Source organism: Proteus sp. G2626 (genome assembly GCF_009915985.1).
Classification (GTDB): Bacteria; Pseudomonadota; Gammaproteobacteria; order Enterobacterales; family Enterobacteriaceae; genus Proteus; species Proteus vulgaris.
In genome coordinates this window covers 219,402-238,659 of sequence record NZ_JAABNH010000007.1, presented here as the reverse complement: position 1 = coordinate 238,659, position 19,258 = coordinate 219,402, and the positions used below count along the sequence as shown (strand labels likewise).

Genomic DNA, 19,258 nt, shown 5'->3' with positions numbered 1-19,258 from the left:
GGGAATGAACGATGTTAAAATTGTTTAAAACCATAATCAAAACAGGCGAAGCAACGACCAAATATCCGTTTAAGCCTTTGGATTTACCCGATGGCTTTAGAGGAAAGCCTGAATATGATCCACAGCAGTGTATTGTTTGTGGTGCTTGTACTGTGGCTTGTCCTGCTAATGCATTAACTATGGAAACCAATTTAGAAACAGGTGAGCGTCACTGGCAACTGTTTATTGGTCGCTGTATTTACTGTGGTCGTTGTGAAGAAGTTTGCCCAACAAGAGCGATTGTTTTATCGGATATGTTTGAAACGGCGGTGACGAAAAAATCAGACCTTTATATTAAAGGAACGTTTAAGTTATTGAATTGCCGTGAGTGTCATCAGCCATTTACCCCTAAAAAATCCGTTGAATATGCGATGGCGTTATTAGTGCAATCTGGTTGGGATGAAAATACCGTGGAAGCGATGCGACCGCAATTTGAAACCTGCCCTGAATGTAAGCGTAAACATAACTTGTTATCTGATGGCCGTGAAAATATTAGTATGGGCGAGATCGGGAGTACAATAAAATGAGTCTACCAGAAATTCCCATTAATCATCATGTTAGCCAACCGATCACCCTTGATGATCAGGTGCAAAAGCTAAAACAAACATTGTTGAAAGATATTCAGCGTTCAGCTTATGTTTATCGTGTTGACTGTGGTGGTTGTAATGGTTGTGAGATTGAAATTTTCTCCGCAATTACACCGGTTTTTGATGCTGAACGTTTTGGTATCAAAGTGGTAGCCTCACCTCGTCATGCTGATATTTTATTATTTACTGGCGCAGTCACGCGCCAGATGCGTGTTCCTGCATTACGTGCTTATGAATCAGCGCCAGATCCAAAAATCTGTATCTCTTATGGCGCTTGTGGCTGTGGTGGCGGTATTTTCCACGATCTCTATTGTGTATGGGGTGGTAGCGAATCTATCGTGCCTATTGATGTGTGGATCCCCGGTTGCCCTCCGACACCTGCGGCGACGATTTATGGATTTGCTGTTGCACTGGGTTTGTTAGACCAAAAATTAAAAGGCGAATCGCACATTGAAATAGAGAATGAAAAAGCGTCTCTAATTCTGCCTTCTATTCCTTTAGATGCTAGAGTGATGATTGAGCGTGAAGCACGTCGTTTAGCTGGCTATTATCAAGGAAGACAAATCAGTGATCATTTCCTCACCTTATTAGAAGGCGCCACTATTCAAGAAGTGAGTGGTCGTGTTGATGCATGGTTGAGACAAGCTAACGATCCTCGTTTATCAGAGATTGTAAAACGTCTGGTCTATTCATTAAGCCAAGGAGGAATTTATGCCTGATGACGCTAAAGTTTATTTTTGGTCATTAAGACAAAAGTTTGTTGATAGCGATGATGATATTCCTGAACAAGCGCAACAGGTAATGTACTATTCACTCGCAATTGGCCACCATGTGGGAATGATTGACTGTTTAAAAACGGAATTAGTTTGCCCTTTAGAAAAATATAAAGCGTGGATTGATTTATTACCTGAAGGTGAAGCCAAGCGCAAAATGCAGGGATTACTAACATTTGGCGAAATCAATATTAATTCAGAACATACTCACTTGTTAGCATTGGCATTCGATCCTCTCACTAAAAATGACGATCCTATTTTTAGTGAATGGAGTCAAACACTAATTAAATTATTGGGTGAGATCTACGCAGAACCTGCGATTTATTTGATTGTAAAGAGAAAACCATGAGTAACACAATGACAGCACCTAAAGTGGTATTAACGGTCGGTAACAGCATGATGGGCGATGATGGAGCTGGCCCTCTGCTTGCAGAGTTAATGGAAGCTGATCCCATTGAGGGATGGATTGTGATTAATGGGGGAAGCGCGCCTGAAAATGTCTCTTATCAAGTAAGAGCGTTACAACCTCAATGTGTTGTCATTGTTGATGCTGCTGATATTGGTTTAAATCCCGGCGAAATTAGGGTGATAGACCCTGATTATATAGCGGAAATGTTTATTATGAGCACCCATAATATGCCGCTGAATTTTCTTATCGATCAATTAAAAGATGATATTCCTGATATCACTTTTTTAGGGATCCAACCCGATTTAGTCGGTTTTTACTACCCAATGACCGAGGCGGTCAAAAATGCTGTTGATGAAGTTTATCAAGGGATCAAGTCTTGGCGAATTGATTACTTTCCTGAACTTGAAGTTTGTGATGAAGAAGATATCGAAGAATAAAAATAGAACAAGTATCCAAAAATTATAGATATAAATAAAAACTAAAACATCCGCTTTGCGGATGTTTTTCGTTAATGACACCGATACTGTTCATTAGCTATAAAAATGAGTGTTAATAATACTTATATTACTCATTAATAAATAAAGTTATAGCGCTAATAACATGCTTTTTATGTGCTAACCTTAATTTTTCCTTTAGTTATTTCTTTTAAAAAACAAACCACCTTAACCCTTTCTTCATAAGAGATTAAAAGAAGTTAATTATACTTATCTTGATTAAATACAAATTCCACTTTTAGTTAGTTGAAAATTAATTTTTTATTAAGAATTAATGAATACTAGTTTAGTATTTCATTACTTTTTTTTTAATTTTAAAGACTAACTATTTAGGAGGAAGCTTCTTTTCTTTGCTAAGAATATAAAAGGTGGGTTATGTTTTCTTCTATACCTCAACTGAGTATTGTGGTTGCCATTTATAATGGAGAGAAATTTTTATATCAATTTTTCAATGGGTTAAAGTCTATTAAATTGGATGATTGGGAACTTATTTTAGTTAACGATGGTTCTAAAGATAACTCACTTAAAATCTTACAAGAGTGGAAAGACAGATTTCCTAATGTCACTATTATTGATCAGGAAAACCAAGGTGTTTCTGTTGCACGTAATATAGGATTTAATATTTCTAAAGGACAATATATTGTTTTTCCTGATATTGATGATGTAATTCATTCTAATATGTACGATAGAATGCTTAATATTGCTAAAAATGATGATTTAGATATTTTAACTTGTAATGGTAATTATGTTTATGCCGATGGACGTCCTTCTCGTCCTATATTCCCATCTAGTCGATTACATTCAACCGATGTTTTAACGGGGCCACAATGGCTAAAAATGGCATTAAATTCTAAGAAATTCTTACATGTAACTTGGTTAAATATGTATCGACGTGAATTTCTACTTGCTCATGGTTATTATTTTGAACCTGGCTTACATCATCAAGATATTCCATGGACAACAGAAGTATTATTAACAGCGAAGCGTGTTAAATATATTGATGAGCGTTACTATGACTACTTTATTCATTCTGAATCCATTTCTCATACGACACCTAATGATACTATTCATGTTCGAACAATTCGTAATTACATGAAAATATTAGAGATGCTTGATGCTATTAATCAAAAGCATAAGGAAGTCGCGAAAAATATCAATGCATGTTATTGGCAAATCGCAAAAGAAGGTTTGGGGATTATTCATTCAATCAATTCTATTCAATCTATTGAAGTTAAAAAACAAATAGTTAAAGAGTTTTTTGATAGAGGAATATGGTTATTAATTTGGAAAAATGCGAAAAATTTTAGATTACGTTGGCGTTTAGGGCGGCGCTATTTTAAATTAAAGAAAATATTAAATTCCTAATCGTAGGAGGGCACAATAATGTGCCTTTTTTATTTTCATTGTATATTAAATAAAATGAAATAATTTAATTTCGTTAAAAAGTCACTTTATTTCGTTTTACGCTCACTGATAAATTCAATGGTAAATATATAACTTATTTATTAGAAAAATACTGTGCACTCGCTAGAAGTTTGTCATAATGAGTATTATTGCTTAATAAAAGTTTATGTAAAATCAATAAACTGTCGAATATTATTCGAGTAGTTGAATAAAAAAATTTATTATGATGCCACTGATTTATTCTTTATCTGCAACAATTGCTGAGCATCGTAATCATCATTGTTATTTATCTTATTTCAGCCTCTTTTCTTATGGGATTAGAGACTGGTGATAAGTCGTATCTAAAAAATCGGAGAATGTTTTTATGTCTATTCGGTTTGGTTGGCGGCAATCATTAGTAACCTTAACTTGCTTAGCCGCACTTAGTATCCCTTTTGCAACATCCGCTCAAACGCTGAAATTGGCTATTGGTGAAGAACCCACAGAAGGTTTTGATCCCATGCTGGGGTGGAGTCATGGGAGCTATTTACTTCTTCATAGCCCATTATTAAAGCAAAATGCGGATCTCTCTTGGTATAGCAATATGTTAAGTGACTATCAGCCAAGTGAAGATGGTAAAACATGGAAATTAACGTTAAAGCCTGATTTAAAATTCTCTGATGGTCTACCTATCACAGCAAAAGATATCGTATTTACTTATAACAATGCGGCTGCAAGTGGCGGTAAAGTAGATATGGGGAATTTTCTTTCTGCAAAAGCAGATGATGATTTACATGTCACTATTACCTTAAAAGCACCACAAAGTACGTTTGTGAACGTACTTGGCTCTTTAGGTATTGTTTCTGCAGATAAGTATGATGAAAAAACCTATGCACAAAAACCAATTGGTGCTGGTCCTTATCGCATGGTCAGTTTCCAACCCGGTCAGCAATTAATAGTTGAAGCTAACCCTTATTATGCCGGGCAGAAAAACGATTTTGAAAAACTCATTTTCGTTTTCCTTGATGAAGATGCCGCTTTTGCTGCTGCTCAAAGTGGACAGCTAGGGATTGTGCGTATCCCACCAGCAACGGCGGCAATGGCTAAGAATTTACCAAATACCAAATTATGGGAAAGACCGAGTGTTGAAAACCGCGGTATTGTTTTTCCAATGGTAAAATCAGGTGAAAAGAATGCGCAAGGCTATGATATTGGTAATGATATCACCGCAGATATCGCCATTCGAAAAGCCATTAACTACGCCCTTGACCGTAAATTATTATCAGAGCAAGTGCTTGATGGTTATGCTATTCCTGCGTATACCGGAGTGAAAGGTTTACCTTGGGATCAAACAGATGCAGCCTTTAAAGATGGTGATGTTGAAAAAGCCAAGCAAATTCTTGAAGATGCAGGTTGGAAACCCAATAAAAACGGCATTCGTGAAAAAGATGGTTTAGAAGCTAAATTAACCCTGTGGTATACCAGCGGTGATGCAACTCGTCGCGATTTAGCTGAGTCAATTCGTGCGCTAGTGCAACCTCTTGGTATTCAAATGGATCTTAAATCAGGAAGTTGGGATACAGTAGAACGTTATATGCACTCAAATCCGACTTTATTTGGCTGGGGCAGTCTTGATCCTATGGAACTATATCATCACTACAGTGCTAATGCTGCTGGCGTTGGTTATTATAATCCAGGTTATTACAAAAATCCTGAAGTCGAAAAACACCTACAAGCTGCGCTGGATGCCCATACATGGCAAGAAGCAGTTCCTCATTGGAAAGCAGTAGAATGGGATGGGAAAAACGGCGTGGGTGTAAAAGGTGATGCCGCTTGGGCTTGGTTGATGAATGTGCAACATACTTACCTGACGAACCCCTGTGTTGATCTGGGAACAGGAACGCCTGAAATTCATGGTTCATGGTCATTATTAAATAGCGTAGATACTTGGAAGTGGACTTGTCAGTAATACGTCACAGTGCAGGTTTTTTCCTGCGATTATTTTGCCTGCTGTTGGTGACAACAGCAGGTGTTTTTATTTTATTAAGTTTTTCACCAATAGATCCTATTAAGGCTTATATCGGCAGTGATTTACTGAATGTCCCTCCTGAGCAATACCCTTTAATTGCAGCTCGTTGGGGGCTTGATCAGCCTTTATGGATGCGGTTTTGGTTTTGGTTTAGTCAAATTATTCAAGGCGATTTTGGCTATTCTATGTTGTATAACATGCCTGTTATTGAGGTTATTCGCGAGCGTGTAGGGCCTTCTTTTATTTTACTTTTTTCAGCTTGGGTCTTCTCTGGTGTGATTGGCGTGGTCATGGGATTAGTCGCAGGTCGATATCTTAATCGTTGGCCGGATAGAATTATTTCTACTCTCTCTTATTTATTAGCTTCGTTACCGACATTCTGGGTAGGATTGCTTCTGTTATCGTTGTTTTCTGTCACTTTGCATTGGGCACCAATTTGTTGTGCATGGCCGATGGGAAGTAGTGCAGAAACAGCAACATTAAGTCAGCGTTTTTCCCATCTTATCTTACCAATGATAGCCCTTGGATTATTAGGCACAGGGAATATCGCACTGCATACTCGTGCAAAAGTTGCTGAAGTGATGGGCAGTGAATTTATTCATTTTGCTAAGGCTCAAGGTGATAAAGGTTGGGCTATGATGCTATTTCATGTTCTACGTCATGCCATTACACCCGCACTTTGCTTACAGTTTGCATCAATTGGTGAATTACTTGGTGGCTCTCTTTTGGCTGAAAAAGTATTTGCTTATCCCGGCTTAGGGCAGGCTACTGTTGATGCAGGATTACGAGGCGATATTCCCTTATTAATGGGGATTGTTGTTTTTAGTACTATTTTAATTTTCTTTGGTAATAGTATTTCTAACACACTATTACGACGTATTAATAAAGGAATTTTACGAGACTCATGATTTACGATCCGAATAGGCCTTTGTTACGACTTTTATTAGTCTCCCTTGCATTAATTGGGTTAGTTACGTATGGCTTTTCTGTTTCTCATACTGATATCGTAATGGATTTTTTGGCTAGAAATCAGGCTCCATCAGATCAATATTGGTTCGGTACTGATAATTTGGGGCGCTCTTTGTGGTTACGTTGTTTTCAAGGAATGTTAAGCAGTTTAAATATCGGTGTGACAAGTGCGATTGTCAGTGGTGCTATTGCTCTGTTGTTTGCAGGTATTTCCTCGATTAATCGTTATTGTGATTTTCTGGTCAGAGGGGTTGTTGATGCGCTTTTAGCATTACCTCATTTATTACTATTGATTTTAATCTGCTTTACCTTAGGGGGCGGGCAACAAGGAGTGATTCTGGCAGTGGCATTAACTCATTGGCCTAAACTTGCGTTGATTTTACGTGGCGAAATTCAACGTATTCGGGAGGCCGATTATGTGATGTTATCGCGTCGTATTGGTAATTCACCTTTTGAATGTGTAAAAAAACACTACATTCCAATGTTATTACCGCAGTGGATTGTGGGAACGTTATTGATGTTTCCTCACGCGGTATTACATAGTGCGGCGTTAAGTTTTTTAGGCTTTGGGCAAGCTGCTCATGAGCCTTCTTTAGGTTTACTGTTATCTGACGCATTACGTTATTTAAGTACCGGCTCTTGGTGGATGGTTGTGTTTCCGGGACTTATTTTGATGTGCTTAGTGTTGATCTTCGATCAATTTGCTAAGGCAATGCAACAATTGTGGTTAAGAGGGGCAGGATGTTAAGTTTTGAGCAGCTTTCCATTGATATTGCCCAATTTCGGTGGTTGGGAAAACGAAATTGGCAACCGTTGCTAAAATCAATTTCTCTGGATATTAAACCGGGTAAAATGTTGGCATTAGTGGGGGGAAGTGGCGAAGGTAAAAGTTTATTACTTCAAAGTGCATTGGGACTTTTGCCTGCTAATATGCGAGTTCGTGGCTCGATTAAACTGAATGGGCATACATTAAGTGAACGAGAACTTATTGCTTATCGAGGAAATACTTTTTGCTATATTCCTCAGGGAGTGACAGCACTTAATCCTTTAATTTGTATCGGTGAACAATTAAGTCGCTCAGCGCATTTAAGCGGTGCTGAAGTGACATCGGATGATATTGTGCAGCAATTGGGGCTTTATCACCTTTCAGGCTCGTTAGTGAAAACATACCCAGCTAAACTTTCAGGGGGGATGGCAAAACGCGTATTAGCCTGTAACGCAACACTCTCTAACGCACAATATATTTTGGCTGATGAAATTACCTCATGGCTTGATGATGAGCACGCATGTCTATTATTAGGGCACTTAAGAGAATTATGTAATCAGGGTAAATCTGTACTTTGGGTAACACATGACTTAGCTCTTGCCGCACGTTTCGCAGATACGATAGCTGTACTCAATCAAGGTGAGGTTAATGAAGTTATCCCTGCCACAATGCTTAATCGTCATGAAGGTAGCGAATGGTTAAAAGCACTCTGGAATGCATTACCTGAACAACAATTTCTAAGTCAAACAGAAACATCACTGAATCCATTATCATATTGAGTTATTAAGCTTTCTTATTGCTGGAGTTATCTTTATGCCACTTTTAGAGTTAAAACAATTATCTGTTCAGCAAGCAGGTAAGGTGTTATGGCAAGATCTCTCCTTTTCGTTAGAGGCTGGAGAAAGGCTGGGTATTTCAGCGCCAAGCGGTACAGGAAAAACGACATTAGGTCGTGTTCTAGCGCAGTGGCAAGCACCAACTCAAGGTTCAATTCTTGTTAATGGCAAACCATTATCTAACAAGGGTTATTGCCCTATTCAATTAGTCCCTCAGCATCCTGATAAATGTTTTAATCCGTTTAGAACAACAGGAGATAGTGTTCGTGATGCTTGGTCGCCAGATAAAGATTGGTTTGAAAAATTAAGAATAAAATCAGAATGGTTAACACGTAGACCTAATGAACTATCTGGCGGAGAATTGGCACGTATTGCGTTATTACGTGCGTTAGATCCTCGTACTCAAATATTGATTGCAGATGAAGTCACGGCACAATTAGATGCGAAAATTCAAGCTGATATTTGGCAAGTATTGATCGATGAAAGTCAGAAGCGTCCTTTAAGTTTGATTATTTTTAGCCACAATAAAGCACTGCTTGAAAAAGTATCGACGAAGGTGTGGTGGGTTAATGAAGAAAAAAATAATTCTACTATTTTAAATTTGAATTCTTCAATCAGCTAATAAAAAAGAGCTTCCTATATTTTTATAGGAAGCTAAATAATACAGCTAAAATTAACCCTAAACAAAACAATAAGGAATTAGAAGCGATAAGTGTAGTCAATACCAAATTGCATATCGTGATTGCGATATGTAGTCATTTCCCAATTTGCTTTCGTACCAATAGATGAGTGTTTATCCACTTGATACATTAATCCAATATGAACAAATGGACGTTGTTTTAACTGCTTTTTATTTTCTAAATAATCAATTTGTTGTTGACCTAAATAGTCAATATGGCTACGGAAGTTTCCTTGATAATGTGATAAGTTCCACAGTAATCCTGCTTTTGTATTTAGTATGAAAGAGGAACCTAATAAATGATCCATACCCAATCCTATTTTGGCTAATAATGAATGCATTTTGAGGGCATCATAGTGTGCTGCAAATTGGGCATTTTGAGTTTCACTATAAGCTGAACGTGAGATTTGATTAAAAGTAAGTCCTACAAATGGTGTAAGCATAAATTCATTTGATATGGCGTATGGATAAGAGCCTTGCAAATCAATGTGATAACCAGATATCTTACTATTGCCTTTACCTGATTCAGAATCTGCTAATGCTTGTCTTTCAATAGAAACTTTACGATTTAAATAAGCGCCTTTTAATGACAGATGTAATGCATTGCTATTTAATTCAGCATTGAGTGAGGGTATTAAATCTAGGCTAAAACCAATTAAAGGTAATGCATAACCTTGATATTGATAGCCTTTAGGTAATGAAGAAGAGATATCTGTATCAATGGCAAGCCCTACAACTAATGGAATATGGTTAATATCAAAACGATAAGCACCACTTAACCCCGTTTGTGTTGCATTGGCTTTATTTACATTTTGGTAGTGCGCAAACCCACTAATACAGGCTTTTTTAGTACCGACAGAACAGGTTGCAGAAGCTAAATAGCGCAGTTGTCCTTGTTGCATATCTATCAGTTTATAGCCATTTTCAGCGACTAATTGTATTGATTTATAGGTGTTTTCAATGTCGATAGGTTTGCTGATCACAACGGGTGGTTTGGTATCTGCTTTCTCTTCGGCTTGCTCTTTAGCTAGGCGCTCTTGCTCAGCGTTGGCTTTATCGGCTTGCTCTTTAGCTAGGCGCTCTTGCTCGGCTTTGGCTTTATCGGCTTGCTCTTTAGCTAAACGCTCTTTTTCAGCTTGAGCTTCTTGTTGTTTGGCTATCTCGGCTAAGCGTTCTTTTTCTCTTGCATCGTCAGTAAATTTTTGTTTTTCATTATTAAAGTATTCATTACTGATTTTATTACTCTTCCAAATGACTTGGCGCCAATTATTATGTTTATCAGTAGATAAACCATAAATAATTCTTCCATCGTCAGTAATTGAATGTGCTTCAGAATCATTACCTTCGTCAAGGGTTCCTAAATCGTACATGATTTCGTTTGAGTAAAGAAAGGCATGACGATGGAATATAATAAACGTTTCCGGCCCTTTTTTTGATGAATCCATTGGGATTGTATCGTAATTATAATGATCCGTTTCAGACCATCCCACGATATATTGACCATCAGCTGAGATATCCATAGCTCTTGCATTTCGAAATTGTGCTTCATTTGTTTTTTTAGAAAGGTTACCTATATTCTTCAGCTTATCGTTCGAGAAATCATAGAGTAGTGCATGGCTAAAAAGTGAAGAAGATTTTTTTATGCTATGAGGTAGTTTTATTTCATAATCAGCATGCCAAATTTCGCCCCAGCCAACACTATAATTGCCATTTTCTGAAAAAGCAGTAAATTTAGATGAACCAAAATCAGAGTAGCTCACTTCTTTTATTGGCCCTTCTTCTCTAGTAATAAAAGCTACTTTAGGATATCCAGCATCAATGAGTTGTTTTTTAGATAGATTTCTATCGAGTTGGCCAATAATTACCTGAGCATTATCACTTACTTTTTGGATATCAACATTTCTTTTCTTTATTTTATCTAAAATTGGAGGAGAGCTTATTGCTAAAAGTAAGATGTCTTTTTCAGGGTGCGCTGGTAAATAATGGTTAATATTTTCAATGCTAAGGATAAAACTTTCTTTTTTAGCTATATCATATATATGTAAATTTTTTTCTTTATTTGAGGAATATAAAATAAAGTTACCATCTTTAGTAAGATGATGAATATTTATCTTATTATCTAGGATTGTAAATATATCATTTCTACTATTGTAGATAAAAGTATGACATAAAGGATAACCTGAGCAACCATTAACGTTATAAGTTATCTCAGTTAACCTTGATTTAGACTCTGTTGCATAACCAACGATAACTTCACCATTATAAGAGATTCTATCTAGATAAAGGGTATCTAATCGTTCATCTCTCCCCTTATTTATTTTCTTATGAGTGATACCGCCATCTGTGCTGATAAATAATTCACTGGGAAGAATGCTTTCATTAAAAAATGATGACTTTCTTATATCGTAAGACGGTAGCTCTTTTTGATTTTCATTATTTATATTATCTGCAAATATATTATATTTTAAAAGCGTATCATCATCTATGGCAGTATAAACATAGACACTTCCAAAAGGAGTAAATAGTTTTTGATTATAATTAGTCTTATCTAATATTTTACCATGTTTATATTTTATATCGTTATGTTTATTATTTCGAAGTTGATAATATTGGGTTGCATTATTTGAAATGCTAAAGGGTTTATAATTTGAATTACCCATATCTTTTATATCATAATTAGCATGGGAATTAATTGGAAATATATATATTGAGTATGTTATCAATAATATTGATTTATGTTTTATTTTCATAGCAGGAGCCCATAAAGAGATTTTCTAAATGAGATTATCTTCTGAGTTAATTAAAGTCAAATAGATAAGTTTGCATAAATTATAATATTTAATGGGGTTGAATTATTATATTTAATAAATATTTTGTATTTTAATTGAATTAATGTTTCTAGCTTTAAATTCATTCGTTAAAATAATAACTTCTTGTTGAGAAGCTGCACGCCAATTGCTGGCTTCTCCATAAACACCATGTTGATGGAATGCATTAATACGGATCAATACAGATTCACCAAGTGAATTAATAAATTGAGAAAGTAATTCAATATTCTCTAAATAATCAGTTTTCTCCGGAATATATAAAAGGCGTAATTCTGTAAGTAAATTATTCTTAGCTAACCATTTGATTGATTCTTTAATCCGTTGATTACCTCTACCCGTTAAATAAATATGAGTATCTTCATTCCAACTTTTTAAATCGATCATGGCACCATCCATAAAGGGAGCGATTTTTTGCCAGCCATTAAGGGAAAGAGTGCCATTACTGTCGATTAAACAAGTAAGGTGTTTAAGATCGGGTGCTTCTTTGATTGCTTTAAAATAATCAATCAAAAAAGGTAGCTGTAACGTGGATTCACCACCGCTTACTGTGATGCCATTAATAAATGCTGCATATTTGCGTGTAATAGCCATTAGCTCATCAACAGTATAGGTTAATGTCATCGGGCTTGATTGTCGTGGGCATTGTTGAATACAAGTGTCACATTGTTCACAACTGGTGCTGTTCCAACTTATCACACCATTTTGTAATGAAAGTGCTTGCTGTGGGCAAGTTGGAATGCAGTCACCACAATTGTCACAGATCCCCATCGTGTAAGGATTGTGACAATTTTTACACCGCAGGTTACACCCTTGCAGAAAGATGGCTAGACGATTGCCTGGGCCATCAACACAAGAGAAAGGGAGTATCTTATTTATCGAAGCGCATCTGCTGTTCATGACTGATAACTCGTGGTTTACGTTCAGCGATATGGCAGTTTGCTGTGGCTTCATCACCTAACCAAGTGGTATTAAGGCGGGAGCCTTCTTCTTTGTATTTTTTTAAATCCGATAAACGCACCATATAACCTGTAACACGAACGAGGTCATTACCACCTACATTGGCAGTAAATTCTCTTAATCCAGAGGAAAATGCCCCTAAGCAGAGTTGCATTAGGGCATCAGGATTTTGTTTGATGGTTTCATCAACCGTTAAAATATCGCTAATTCCTGAGGTATAAAATTGATGGTGAGGAGCAACCGTTATTAAGTGGGTAACAGGATCAGGCTCTTTACCATAAGGAATGCGAGTTGCAGGGGTTGTGCCAATATCAGAACTAATACCTGATTGTGCATGCAACATAGCTCGATGCTTCCAACCATATTTAACCGGTGTATCTGCGACAAATTGTGCTAGTTTTTCACTGATAACATAACTGAGTTTATTGGCAGATTCATTATCACCATAGGCAACTTGCTTGCCTTCTTTTTCAAGTAAAAACGCTACTGCTTCTGCCATGCCATAAATACCAAACATAGGGGCAAAACGATCAGGTGAGATCAATCCTTCTTCAACTAAGAAACTCTGTTTAAAGAAGTTAGATTTCTCATAGAGAAACTCACAACGAGCATCAATGATCTCAATCTGTTTTTGCATATAAAAAGGCAATACATTATTAAGAAAATCAGAGCTATTTTGGCTACGTTGTGCAACCTCTTTGAGGTTTATACGCACTAAGGTGCTACCACCACCACTTTGAGGTAAGGAGTTATAACAACTTACAATGCCATATTCATCTTTACCAAATACCGCATCTTGCAATGTGCCGTTGGCAATATGGGGTTTGCTACTATGGCAAATATTGGTGATGGCTTGATGCAATAAGTCAGAAGGTGTTGAATTTGCATCATAAATAAACGTGAGATTGGGGGCGACTTGTTGAAGCTCAACATCCACTTTAAGAATTAAACGTGTAAGAACAGAGTCTTCTGGACCAATATTGGCGTGCATAAAAGCATCTGGGAGTGTTCTATCAAGATAGCGCCAGAAGCGCTTTAATTTTGGGTAAAGTTGCTCTTCGGTTAGCTCGCCAACATAAGGTAGTAGGATTTTATCAATACGGCCTAAATAAACAGGCATAGAGGTTACAGAAGGAACATGATGATAAAGGATAGTCAGCATGTTTAAAGCGTCGTCAAAGTCTTGCGCGGGCTCTAGCTCTAAATAACGAGAACCTTGCGCTAAAAACTTCGCATAATCAGGTAAAACATAACGCGGTTTATATGGGGCGTGACCTTCATACATATCACAGATAACCCGTTCATTAAGCGCTTTAGTTGCATCCTCAGGAAGTGATGGATAAGGCAACATATTTTCAGCTTCTAATGCAAGAAAATGGCGTTTTTGTTCAGGAGAAAGGGTTGGATTTTCTACGATTTGTCGACAACGTTGGATAACGGATTGTTCAGTCATAACCACCTCAGTACTCAAAGAGCCAGAAAAAGATTTAAAACTTATCTTTTTAGGTTAATGACTTGGTTGAAATTTACCGTGACTTTAAACAAAACCCCTTTAAAGATTAAGGAAATAGCACAAAAATACGCATAAATTAGATATATCTAAATAACTGAGGTTAAAAAAGTGAGCTTAGCTAATTATTGACTAAACTCACTGAGTCATTTGTTAAAAGAATAAAGCGTTATGTTTTACCTATTCTATTATCAGTGTCATTATTTTCCTCTTTGACACTCTCTTTTGATTCATTTTCTTCATGATTTTCGTTTTCTTCAACGTCCTCTTTTTCAGTACGAGGCGGCAAATTGGCCGTTAATAAATAGGGGGATTGTTGCCAATGAACGGGGGTTAACTGAAGCAGGTTATGAGAAAGCAAAAAGCCAATGGCAAGTGCAACTAATAACATGACGCGTAATAAATTCGTTGTGTTATCGACTTGACTTGATTCTGTGATCAACTGATGAGTATCTAATGTCAGCCTTAAAAAACCTTTTGGTTTATCTTTACCCGGTACGGGAACAACAAGTTGGTGATTAAAAGAACCGCCACTCTTTTGCCCTTCTAGTGCTAATCGCTCTTTAACAGTGACATTTTCACCACTATGCGCTATTTGTGTCCCATCTTCTAAATAAAGACTGGCGTCAAGCACCCGACTATTGTGGGTAAGATGATTTAAATTAGCCATAATGAGGGGATTTACGTTATCTTTGCTACTGTCATCCAGATACGTGGATAAAGAGAACGCAACTTGTTCTGCCAGCGTTTTTGCAAGCTCTTCAAACTGGGTAATACGGGCATGCTGATTAGCACGGCTAAAATAAGACGCGCCTTGCATAAGAAATGCCAATAGTGCGATACAAATCAGTATAATCGCCGTTTTTTGTAGTTTGAATTTTAGTTTGTCTTTAAGCATGTTCATCCTTTTGCGTAAGCAAGTATGTGCATGTTGCCAGATGAGCCTGAGATAGAATAGGCTGAATAACGATTATTTTGTTCAGACAGGGGAAAACAGGAGAATAAGTATGTCAAATAGTCTGACCTATTGCTATTTACCGGATGAAATCCGTAAATGGCCAGGTCTGCCGTTATCACTCAGTGGCGAAGAGGTAATGCCACTAGATTACCGCGCTGGCGATAGTGGGTGGTTACTTTATGGACGTGAACTTGATAAGAAAAGAATAAGCGAATTCCAACATAAATTAGGTGTGGCAATCGTGGTGGTTTCTTCATGGCGTATTGATGATTACCAAGTGGTGCGTATTGCAGGTAGTCTAACTCGTCGAATTCGCCGTTTATCTGATGAATGTGGCCTAGATGTTGTCCCTCTCGGTGAAATCCCTCGCTTACGTTCTCCTGGGCTTTTAGTGATGGATATGGATTCAACGGCTATTCAAATTGAGTGTATTGATGAAATCGCTAAACTTGCGGGAGTTGGAGATAAAGTTACGGCAATAACAGAACGCGCGATGCAAGGCGAAATGGATTTTAGTGAAAGTTTAAAACTCCGTGTTGCTGAACTTAAAGGCGCGGACGCTTCTATTTTACAAAAAGTGATGGATGATTTACCACTAATGCCAGGATTAACGAGCTTAGTGCGCAAACTTCAGGCAATGGATTGGCATATTGCTATCGCATCTGGGGGTTTTACTTATTTTGCTGATAACTTAAAACAAAAATTACGTTTAGTGGCTGCTGTTGCTAACCATCTTGAAATTAAAGATGGCAAACTAACAGGTAAAGTTAAAGGCACCATTGTTGATGCGAAATACAAAGCACAAGTGCTTGCGCGTTTAGCAAAAGATTTAGAGATCCCAATGGAGCAAACCATTGCCATTGGTGATGGCGCAAACGATCTTAAAATGTTAAGAAAAGCCGGACTGGGTATTGCTTATCATGCAAAACCTAAAGTGTATGCTCAGGCAAAAGTGGCTATTCGTCATGCTGATTTAATGGGTGTGATGTGTATTTTAAGTGGTGGTTTAAAACACGAAGAACGCTAAAAGGCGTTTTTTAGAATGATTATCATAGGGAGAGATGTGTGGCAAAAGCAGCTAAAAGAGCCTTTGTATGTAATGAATGTGGTGCAGATTATCCTCGTTGGCAAGGGCAATGTTCGGCTTGCCATGCGTGGAATACAATTACAGAAATTCGTCTTGCAGCTGCGCCTTCTTCCCGTAATGAGCGCTTTAGTGGATTTGCTGGTGATGCAAAAGGCGTTAGCCGAGTTCAAAAATTATCTGACATTAGTCTTGAAGCATTACCCCGATTTTCGACAGGATTTAAAGAGTTTGACCGTGTATTAGGCGGTGGTGTTGTTCCTGGAAGTGCAATTTTAATTGGGGGAAGTCCCGGAGCGGGTAAAAGTACGTTATTGCTACAAACTATGTGTCGTCTAGCAACAGAAATGAAAACGCTGTACGTCACTGGTGAAGAGTCGCTCCAACAAGTTGCGATGCGAGCACATCGATTAGGTTTACCGACCGCAGAACTGAATATGTTGTCAGAAACCAGCATTGAGCAAATCTGTTTAATTGCTTCACAAGAAAAGCCTAAATTGATGGTGATTGACTCTATTCAAGTGATGCATATGGCGGATATTCAATCTTCACCGGGCAGTGTTGCTCAAGTTCGTGAAACGGCTGCTTATCTGACTCGCTTTGCTAAAACCAATGATGTTGCCATTATTATGGTGGGCCATGTCACAAAAGATGGCACCTTAGCTGGGCCAAAAGTACTGGAACACTGTATTGACTGCTCTGTTATGTTGGATGGCGAAACAGACTCTCGTTTTCGTACTTTACGTAGTCATAAAAACCGTTTTGGTGCTGTTAATGAGTTAGGTGTTTTTGCAATGACTGAGCAAGGATTACGAGAGGTGAGCAATCCTTCAGCTATCTTTTTAAGTCGAGGGGATGAAATCACATCAGGCAGTTCTGTAATGGTGGTATGGGAAGGAACAAGGCCTTTATTGGTTGAGATCCAAGCCTTAGTTGATCACTCAATGCTATCAAATCCGCGTCGTGTGGCTGTGGGATTAGAGCAAAATCGACTCGCTATCCTACTGGCTGTGTTACATCGCCATGGTGGGTTACAAATGTCTGATCAAGACGTTTTTGTCAACGTCGTGGGGGGGGTAAAAGTCACAGAAACGAGTGCAGACTTAGCTTTGTTATTATCATTAGTATCGAGTTTTCGTAATCGCCCTTTACCACGTGATTTAGTGATATTTGGCGAAGTTGGCCTTGCTGGTGAAATTCGCCCTGTACCTAGTGGACAAGAGCGCATCGCAGAAGCAGCAAAACATGGTTTTAAACGCGCTATTGTACCAAGTGCAAATATGCCAAAGAAAAATCCACCGGATATGAAAGTGTATGGTGTGAAAAAACTGTCAGATGCATTATCTGTTCTTGATGATTTAGAAGACTTCTAAAGGAGCTAATTATGGGACCTTTTGATTATATCAAACAGGCTATCAGAAAAAATGGGTATACCTTACAACACGTTGCTGATGAAAGTGATATGACAAAAGGCTATCTTAGCCAATTGATTAATAATAAAATCAAGAGCCCTAGTGCGCAAAAGATGTCCGCATTACACCAATTTTTAGGATTAGAATATCCCATGAAAAAGAAAACAATTGGTGTTATTTTTGGTAAGTTTTATCCTCTTCACACAGGACATATTTATTTAATTCAACGTGCTTGTAGCCAAGTTGATGAATTACATGTGATCCTCTGCCATGACGAACCTCGCGATAAGGATCTATTTATTAACAGTGCGATGTCTCAACAACCCACAGTGAGTGACAGATTGCGCTGGTTATTACAAACCTTTAAATATCAAAAGAATATCCGTATTCATGAGTTTGATGAGCACGGTATCGAACCACAGCCCCATGGCTGGGAAATGTGGAGTGAAGGGATAAAAACCTTTTTGCGTGAAAAACAAATAACGCCTGATTTCATCTATACCAGTGAACGTGATGATGCAGATCAATATAATGCTTTCTTAGGGATTGAAACGGTATTGATTGATCCAGAACGCTCATTTATGAATATCAGTGGCAGTCAAATTCGCCAAGCACCTTTTAAATATTGGGAATATATTCCAACAGAAGTCAAACCTTTCTTTGTACGTACAGTTGCTATTTTAGGCGGTGAATCTAGCGGTAAATCAACGTTAGTCAATAAGCTTGCCAATATTTTTAATACAACCAGTGCATGGGAATATGGTCGTGATTATGTTTTCTCTCATTTAGGGGGAGATGAGATGGCATTGCAATATTCGGACTACGATAAAATTGCATTGGGACATGCTCAATATATTGATTTTGCAGTTAAATATGCCAATAAAGTGGCTTTTATTGATACGGATTTTGTCACCACCCAAGCGTTTTGTTTACGCTATGAAGGTAAAGAACACCCTTTTGTTCAAGCGCTTATTGATGAGTATCGTTTTGATTTAGTGATTGTTTTAGAAAATAATACGCCATGGGTAGCGGATGGTTTACGCAGTTTAGGCAGTGATAAAGATCGTCGCCGTTTTCAAACCTTACTCATGGAAATGCTTGATAAAAACAATATTGAATATATTAAAGTTAACTCTCCCGATTATGACGAACGCTTCTTAAGTTGTGTCGAATTAGTCAGAGAATTATTGATGATGCAATCAAAGCATATTGAGTAAAAATATAATGTAAAAAGCGCCATTAGTGGCGTTTTTACATTGAAGAACAAAATAAATAATACGATTTCAAACTTTTCACTTTCCACTAAAGAATAAATCGTTTTTTTATTCTTTATCACTGATGATCTATCAGAACAAAATCATTAACCAAAAGATAAAAATATATAAAAGAAACTGTCAAATAAGCTATCTACGTAATAATGCTATTTTTTTCAATAAGGTGAAAAAGGTTACTGAAAATTAATTCAGGGATCTTTATGATAGATATTAGGTATAGATTTATCGGTGTGTATTTCTTTTGTCATTAGGTGTGAGGAGTTACACACTC

The 19,258-nt window shown here is 37.4% G+C and carries 17 protein-coding genes; 13 read left to right on the top strand and 4 right to left on the bottom strand.

Annotation, left to right across the window (positions count from 1 at the left end; all coding sequences use genetic code 11):
• The first annotated feature begins 11 nt into the window (after positions 1-11).
• The 10 genes from hyfH to GWJ05_RS03490 all read left to right on the top strand — a co-directional run bounded on the left by hyfH (position 12) and on the right by GWJ05_RS03490 (position 8,907).
• Positions 12-566, top strand: coding sequence for a hydrogenase 4 subunit H (hyfH, locus tag GWJ05_RS03535; protein ID WP_115370674.1), 555 nt, complete (start codon positions 12-14; stop codon positions 564-566).
• Positions 563-1,345 (top strand): NADH-quinone oxidoreductase subunit B family protein, encoded by a 783-nt coding sequence (locus tag GWJ05_RS03530; protein ID WP_103005111.1) that lies wholly within the window; start codon positions 563-565, stop codon positions 1,343-1,345. Before hyfH ends, GWJ05_RS03530 begins: the two co-directional genes overlap by 4 nt.
• Complete coding sequence (locus GWJ05_RS03525; RefSeq protein WP_036934325.1) at positions 1,338-1,748, top strand: formate hydrogenlyase maturation HycH family protein; 411 nt, start codon at positions 1,338-1,340, stop codon at positions 1,746-1,748. The genes GWJ05_RS03530 and GWJ05_RS03525 overlap by 8 nt, the downstream gene beginning before the upstream one ends.
• Positions 1,745-2,245 (top strand): hydrogenase maturation peptidase HycI, encoded by a 501-nt coding sequence (gene hycI / locus GWJ05_RS03520; RefSeq protein WP_036934324.1) that lies wholly within the window; start codon positions 1,745-1,747, stop codon positions 2,243-2,245. Before GWJ05_RS03525 ends, hycI begins: the two co-directional genes overlap by 4 nt.
• 432 nt (positions 2,246-2,677) lie before the next feature.
• On the top strand, positions 2,678-3,667 hold the full coding sequence (locus GWJ05_RS03515) for a glycosyltransferase (protein ID WP_036934322.1): 990 nt from the start codon (positions 2,678-2,680) through the stop codon (positions 3,665-3,667).
• A 403-nt stretch (positions 3,668-4,070) separates the two neighbouring features.
• A complete protein-coding gene (locus GWJ05_RS03510) occupies positions 4,071-5,654 on the top strand; it encodes an ABC transporter substrate-binding protein (RefSeq protein WP_036934321.1) in 1,584 nt (527 codons plus the stop codon).
• Complete coding sequence (locus GWJ05_RS03505) at positions 5,639-6,622, top strand: ABC transporter permease (RefSeq protein ID WP_072024192.1); 984 nt, start codon at positions 5,639-5,641, stop codon at positions 6,620-6,622. The genes GWJ05_RS03510 and GWJ05_RS03505 overlap by 16 nt, the downstream gene beginning before the upstream one ends.
• Positions 6,619-7,431, top strand: a complete 813-nt coding sequence (locus tag GWJ05_RS03500) for an ABC transporter permease (RefSeq protein ID WP_036934317.1) — start codon at positions 6,619-6,621, stop codon at positions 7,429-7,431. The genes GWJ05_RS03505 and GWJ05_RS03500 overlap by 4 nt, the downstream gene beginning before the upstream one ends.
• Positions 7,425-8,228, top strand: a complete 804-nt coding sequence (locus GWJ05_RS03495; RefSeq protein WP_036934316.1) for an ATP-binding cassette domain-containing protein — start codon at positions 7,425-7,427, stop codon at positions 8,226-8,228. The genes GWJ05_RS03500 and GWJ05_RS03495 overlap by 7 nt, the downstream gene beginning before the upstream one ends.
• A 34-nt stretch (positions 8,229-8,262) precedes the next feature.
• Positions 8,263-8,907, top strand: coding sequence for an ATP-binding cassette domain-containing protein (locus GWJ05_RS03490; protein ID WP_036934314.1), 645 nt, complete (start codon positions 8,263-8,265; stop codon positions 8,905-8,907).
• A gap of 77 nt (positions 8,908-8,984) precedes the next feature.
• On the opposite strand, the gene GWJ05_RS18505 is transcribed toward GWJ05_RS03490, so the two are convergent.
• The 4 genes from GWJ05_RS18505 to GWJ05_RS03470 form a co-directional block, all read right to left on the bottom strand.
• Positions 8,985-11,714, bottom strand: coding sequence for an autotransporter domain-containing protein (locus tag GWJ05_RS18505; RefSeq protein ID WP_237585074.1), 2,730 nt, complete (start codon positions 11,712-11,714; stop codon positions 8,985-8,987).
• Positions 11,715-11,825: 111 nt separating this feature from the next.
• Positions 11,826-12,689, bottom strand: coding sequence for a YjjW family glycine radical enzyme activase (locus GWJ05_RS03480; protein WP_036934312.1), 864 nt, complete (start codon positions 12,687-12,689; stop codon positions 11,826-11,828).
• Complete coding sequence (locus GWJ05_RS03475; protein WP_036934309.1) at positions 12,661-14,202, bottom strand: YjjI family glycine radical enzyme; 1,542 nt, start codon at positions 14,200-14,202, stop codon at positions 12,661-12,663. Before GWJ05_RS03475 ends, GWJ05_RS03480 begins: the two co-directional genes overlap by 29 nt.
• A gap of 226 nt (positions 14,203-14,428) precedes the next feature.
• Complete coding sequence (locus tag GWJ05_RS03470) at positions 14,429-15,157, bottom strand: YtjB family periplasmic protein (RefSeq protein ID WP_052038430.1); 729 nt, start codon at positions 15,155-15,157, stop codon at positions 14,429-14,431.
• A gap of 109 nt (positions 15,158-15,266) precedes the next feature.
• Here GWJ05_RS03470 and serB point away from each other — a divergent pair, with 109 nt between their 5' ends.
• Genes serB through nadR form a run of 3 tightly spaced genes read left to right on the top strand, consistent with a single transcriptional unit; the run spans position 15,267 to position 18,930 of the window.
• Positions 15,267-16,244 (top strand): phosphoserine phosphatase, encoded by a 978-nt coding sequence (gene serB / locus GWJ05_RS03465; RefSeq protein ID WP_036934307.1) that lies wholly within the window; start codon positions 15,267-15,269, stop codon positions 16,242-16,244.
• A gap of 38 nt (positions 16,245-16,282) precedes the next feature.
• Positions 16,283-17,674, top strand: coding sequence for a DNA repair protein RadA (gene radA / locus GWJ05_RS03460; protein ID WP_036934306.1), 1,392 nt, complete (start codon positions 16,283-16,285; stop codon positions 17,672-17,674).
• Positions 17,675-17,685: 11 nt separating this feature from the next.
• Complete coding sequence (nadR, locus tag GWJ05_RS03455) at positions 17,686-18,930, top strand: multifunctional transcriptional regulator/nicotinamide-nucleotide adenylyltransferase/ribosylnicotinamide kinase NadR (RefSeq protein ID WP_036934305.1); 1,245 nt, start codon at positions 17,686-17,688, stop codon at positions 18,928-18,930.
• The last annotated feature ends 328 nt before the right edge of the window (positions 18,931-19,258 follow it).

Excerpts from the sequence above, each read along its gene's own strand:
- hyfH (WP_115370674.1), top strand. The coding sequence starts at position 12 with ATGTTAAAATTGTTTAAAACCATAATCAAAACAGGCGAAGCAACGACC.
- GWJ05_RS03530 (WP_103005111.1), top strand. The coding sequence starts at position 563 with ATGAGTCTACCAGAAATTCCCATTAATCATCATGTTAGCCAACCGATC.
- GWJ05_RS03525 (WP_036934325.1), top strand. The coding sequence starts at position 1,338 with ATGCCTGATGACGCTAAAGTTTATTTTTGGTCATTAAGACAAAAGTTT.
- hycI (WP_036934324.1), top strand. The coding sequence starts at position 1,745 with ATGAGTAACACAATGACAGCACCTAAAGTGGTATTAACGGTCGGTAAC.
- GWJ05_RS03515 (WP_036934322.1), top strand. The coding sequence starts at position 2,678 with ATGTTTTCTTCTATACCTCAACTGAGTATTGTGGTTGCCATTTATAAT.
- GWJ05_RS03510 (WP_036934321.1), top strand. The coding sequence starts at position 4,071 with ATGTCTATTCGGTTTGGTTGGCGGCAATCATTAGTAACCTTAACTTGC.
- GWJ05_RS03500 (WP_036934317.1), top strand. The coding sequence starts at position 6,619 with ATGATTTACGATCCGAATAGGCCTTTGTTACGACTTTTATTAGTCTCC.
- GWJ05_RS03495 (WP_036934316.1), top strand. The coding sequence starts at position 7,425 with ATGTTAAGTTTTGAGCAGCTTTCCATTGATATTGCCCAATTTCGGTGG.
- GWJ05_RS03490 (WP_036934314.1), top strand. The coding sequence starts at position 8,263 with ATGCCACTTTTAGAGTTAAAACAATTATCTGTTCAGCAAGCAGGTAAG.
- GWJ05_RS18505 (WP_237585074.1), bottom strand. The coding sequence starts at position 11,714 with ATGAAAATAAAACATAAATCAATATTATTGATAACATACTCAATATAT.
- GWJ05_RS03480 (WP_036934312.1), bottom strand. The coding sequence starts at position 12,689 with ATGAACAGCAGATGCGCTTCGATAAATAAGATACTCCCTTTCTCTTGT.
- GWJ05_RS03475 (WP_036934309.1), bottom strand. The coding sequence starts at position 14,202 with ATGACTGAACAATCCGTTATCCAACGTTGTCGACAAATCGTAGAAAAT.
- GWJ05_RS03470 (WP_052038430.1), bottom strand. The coding sequence starts at position 15,157 with ATGCTTAAAGACAAACTAAAATTCAAACTACAAAAAACGGCGATTATA.
- serB (WP_036934307.1), top strand. The coding sequence starts at position 15,267 with ATGTCAAATAGTCTGACCTATTGCTATTTACCGGATGAAATCCGTAAA.
- nadR (WP_036934305.1), top strand. The coding sequence starts at position 17,686 with ATGGGACCTTTTGATTATATCAAACAGGCTATCAGAAAAAATGGGTAT.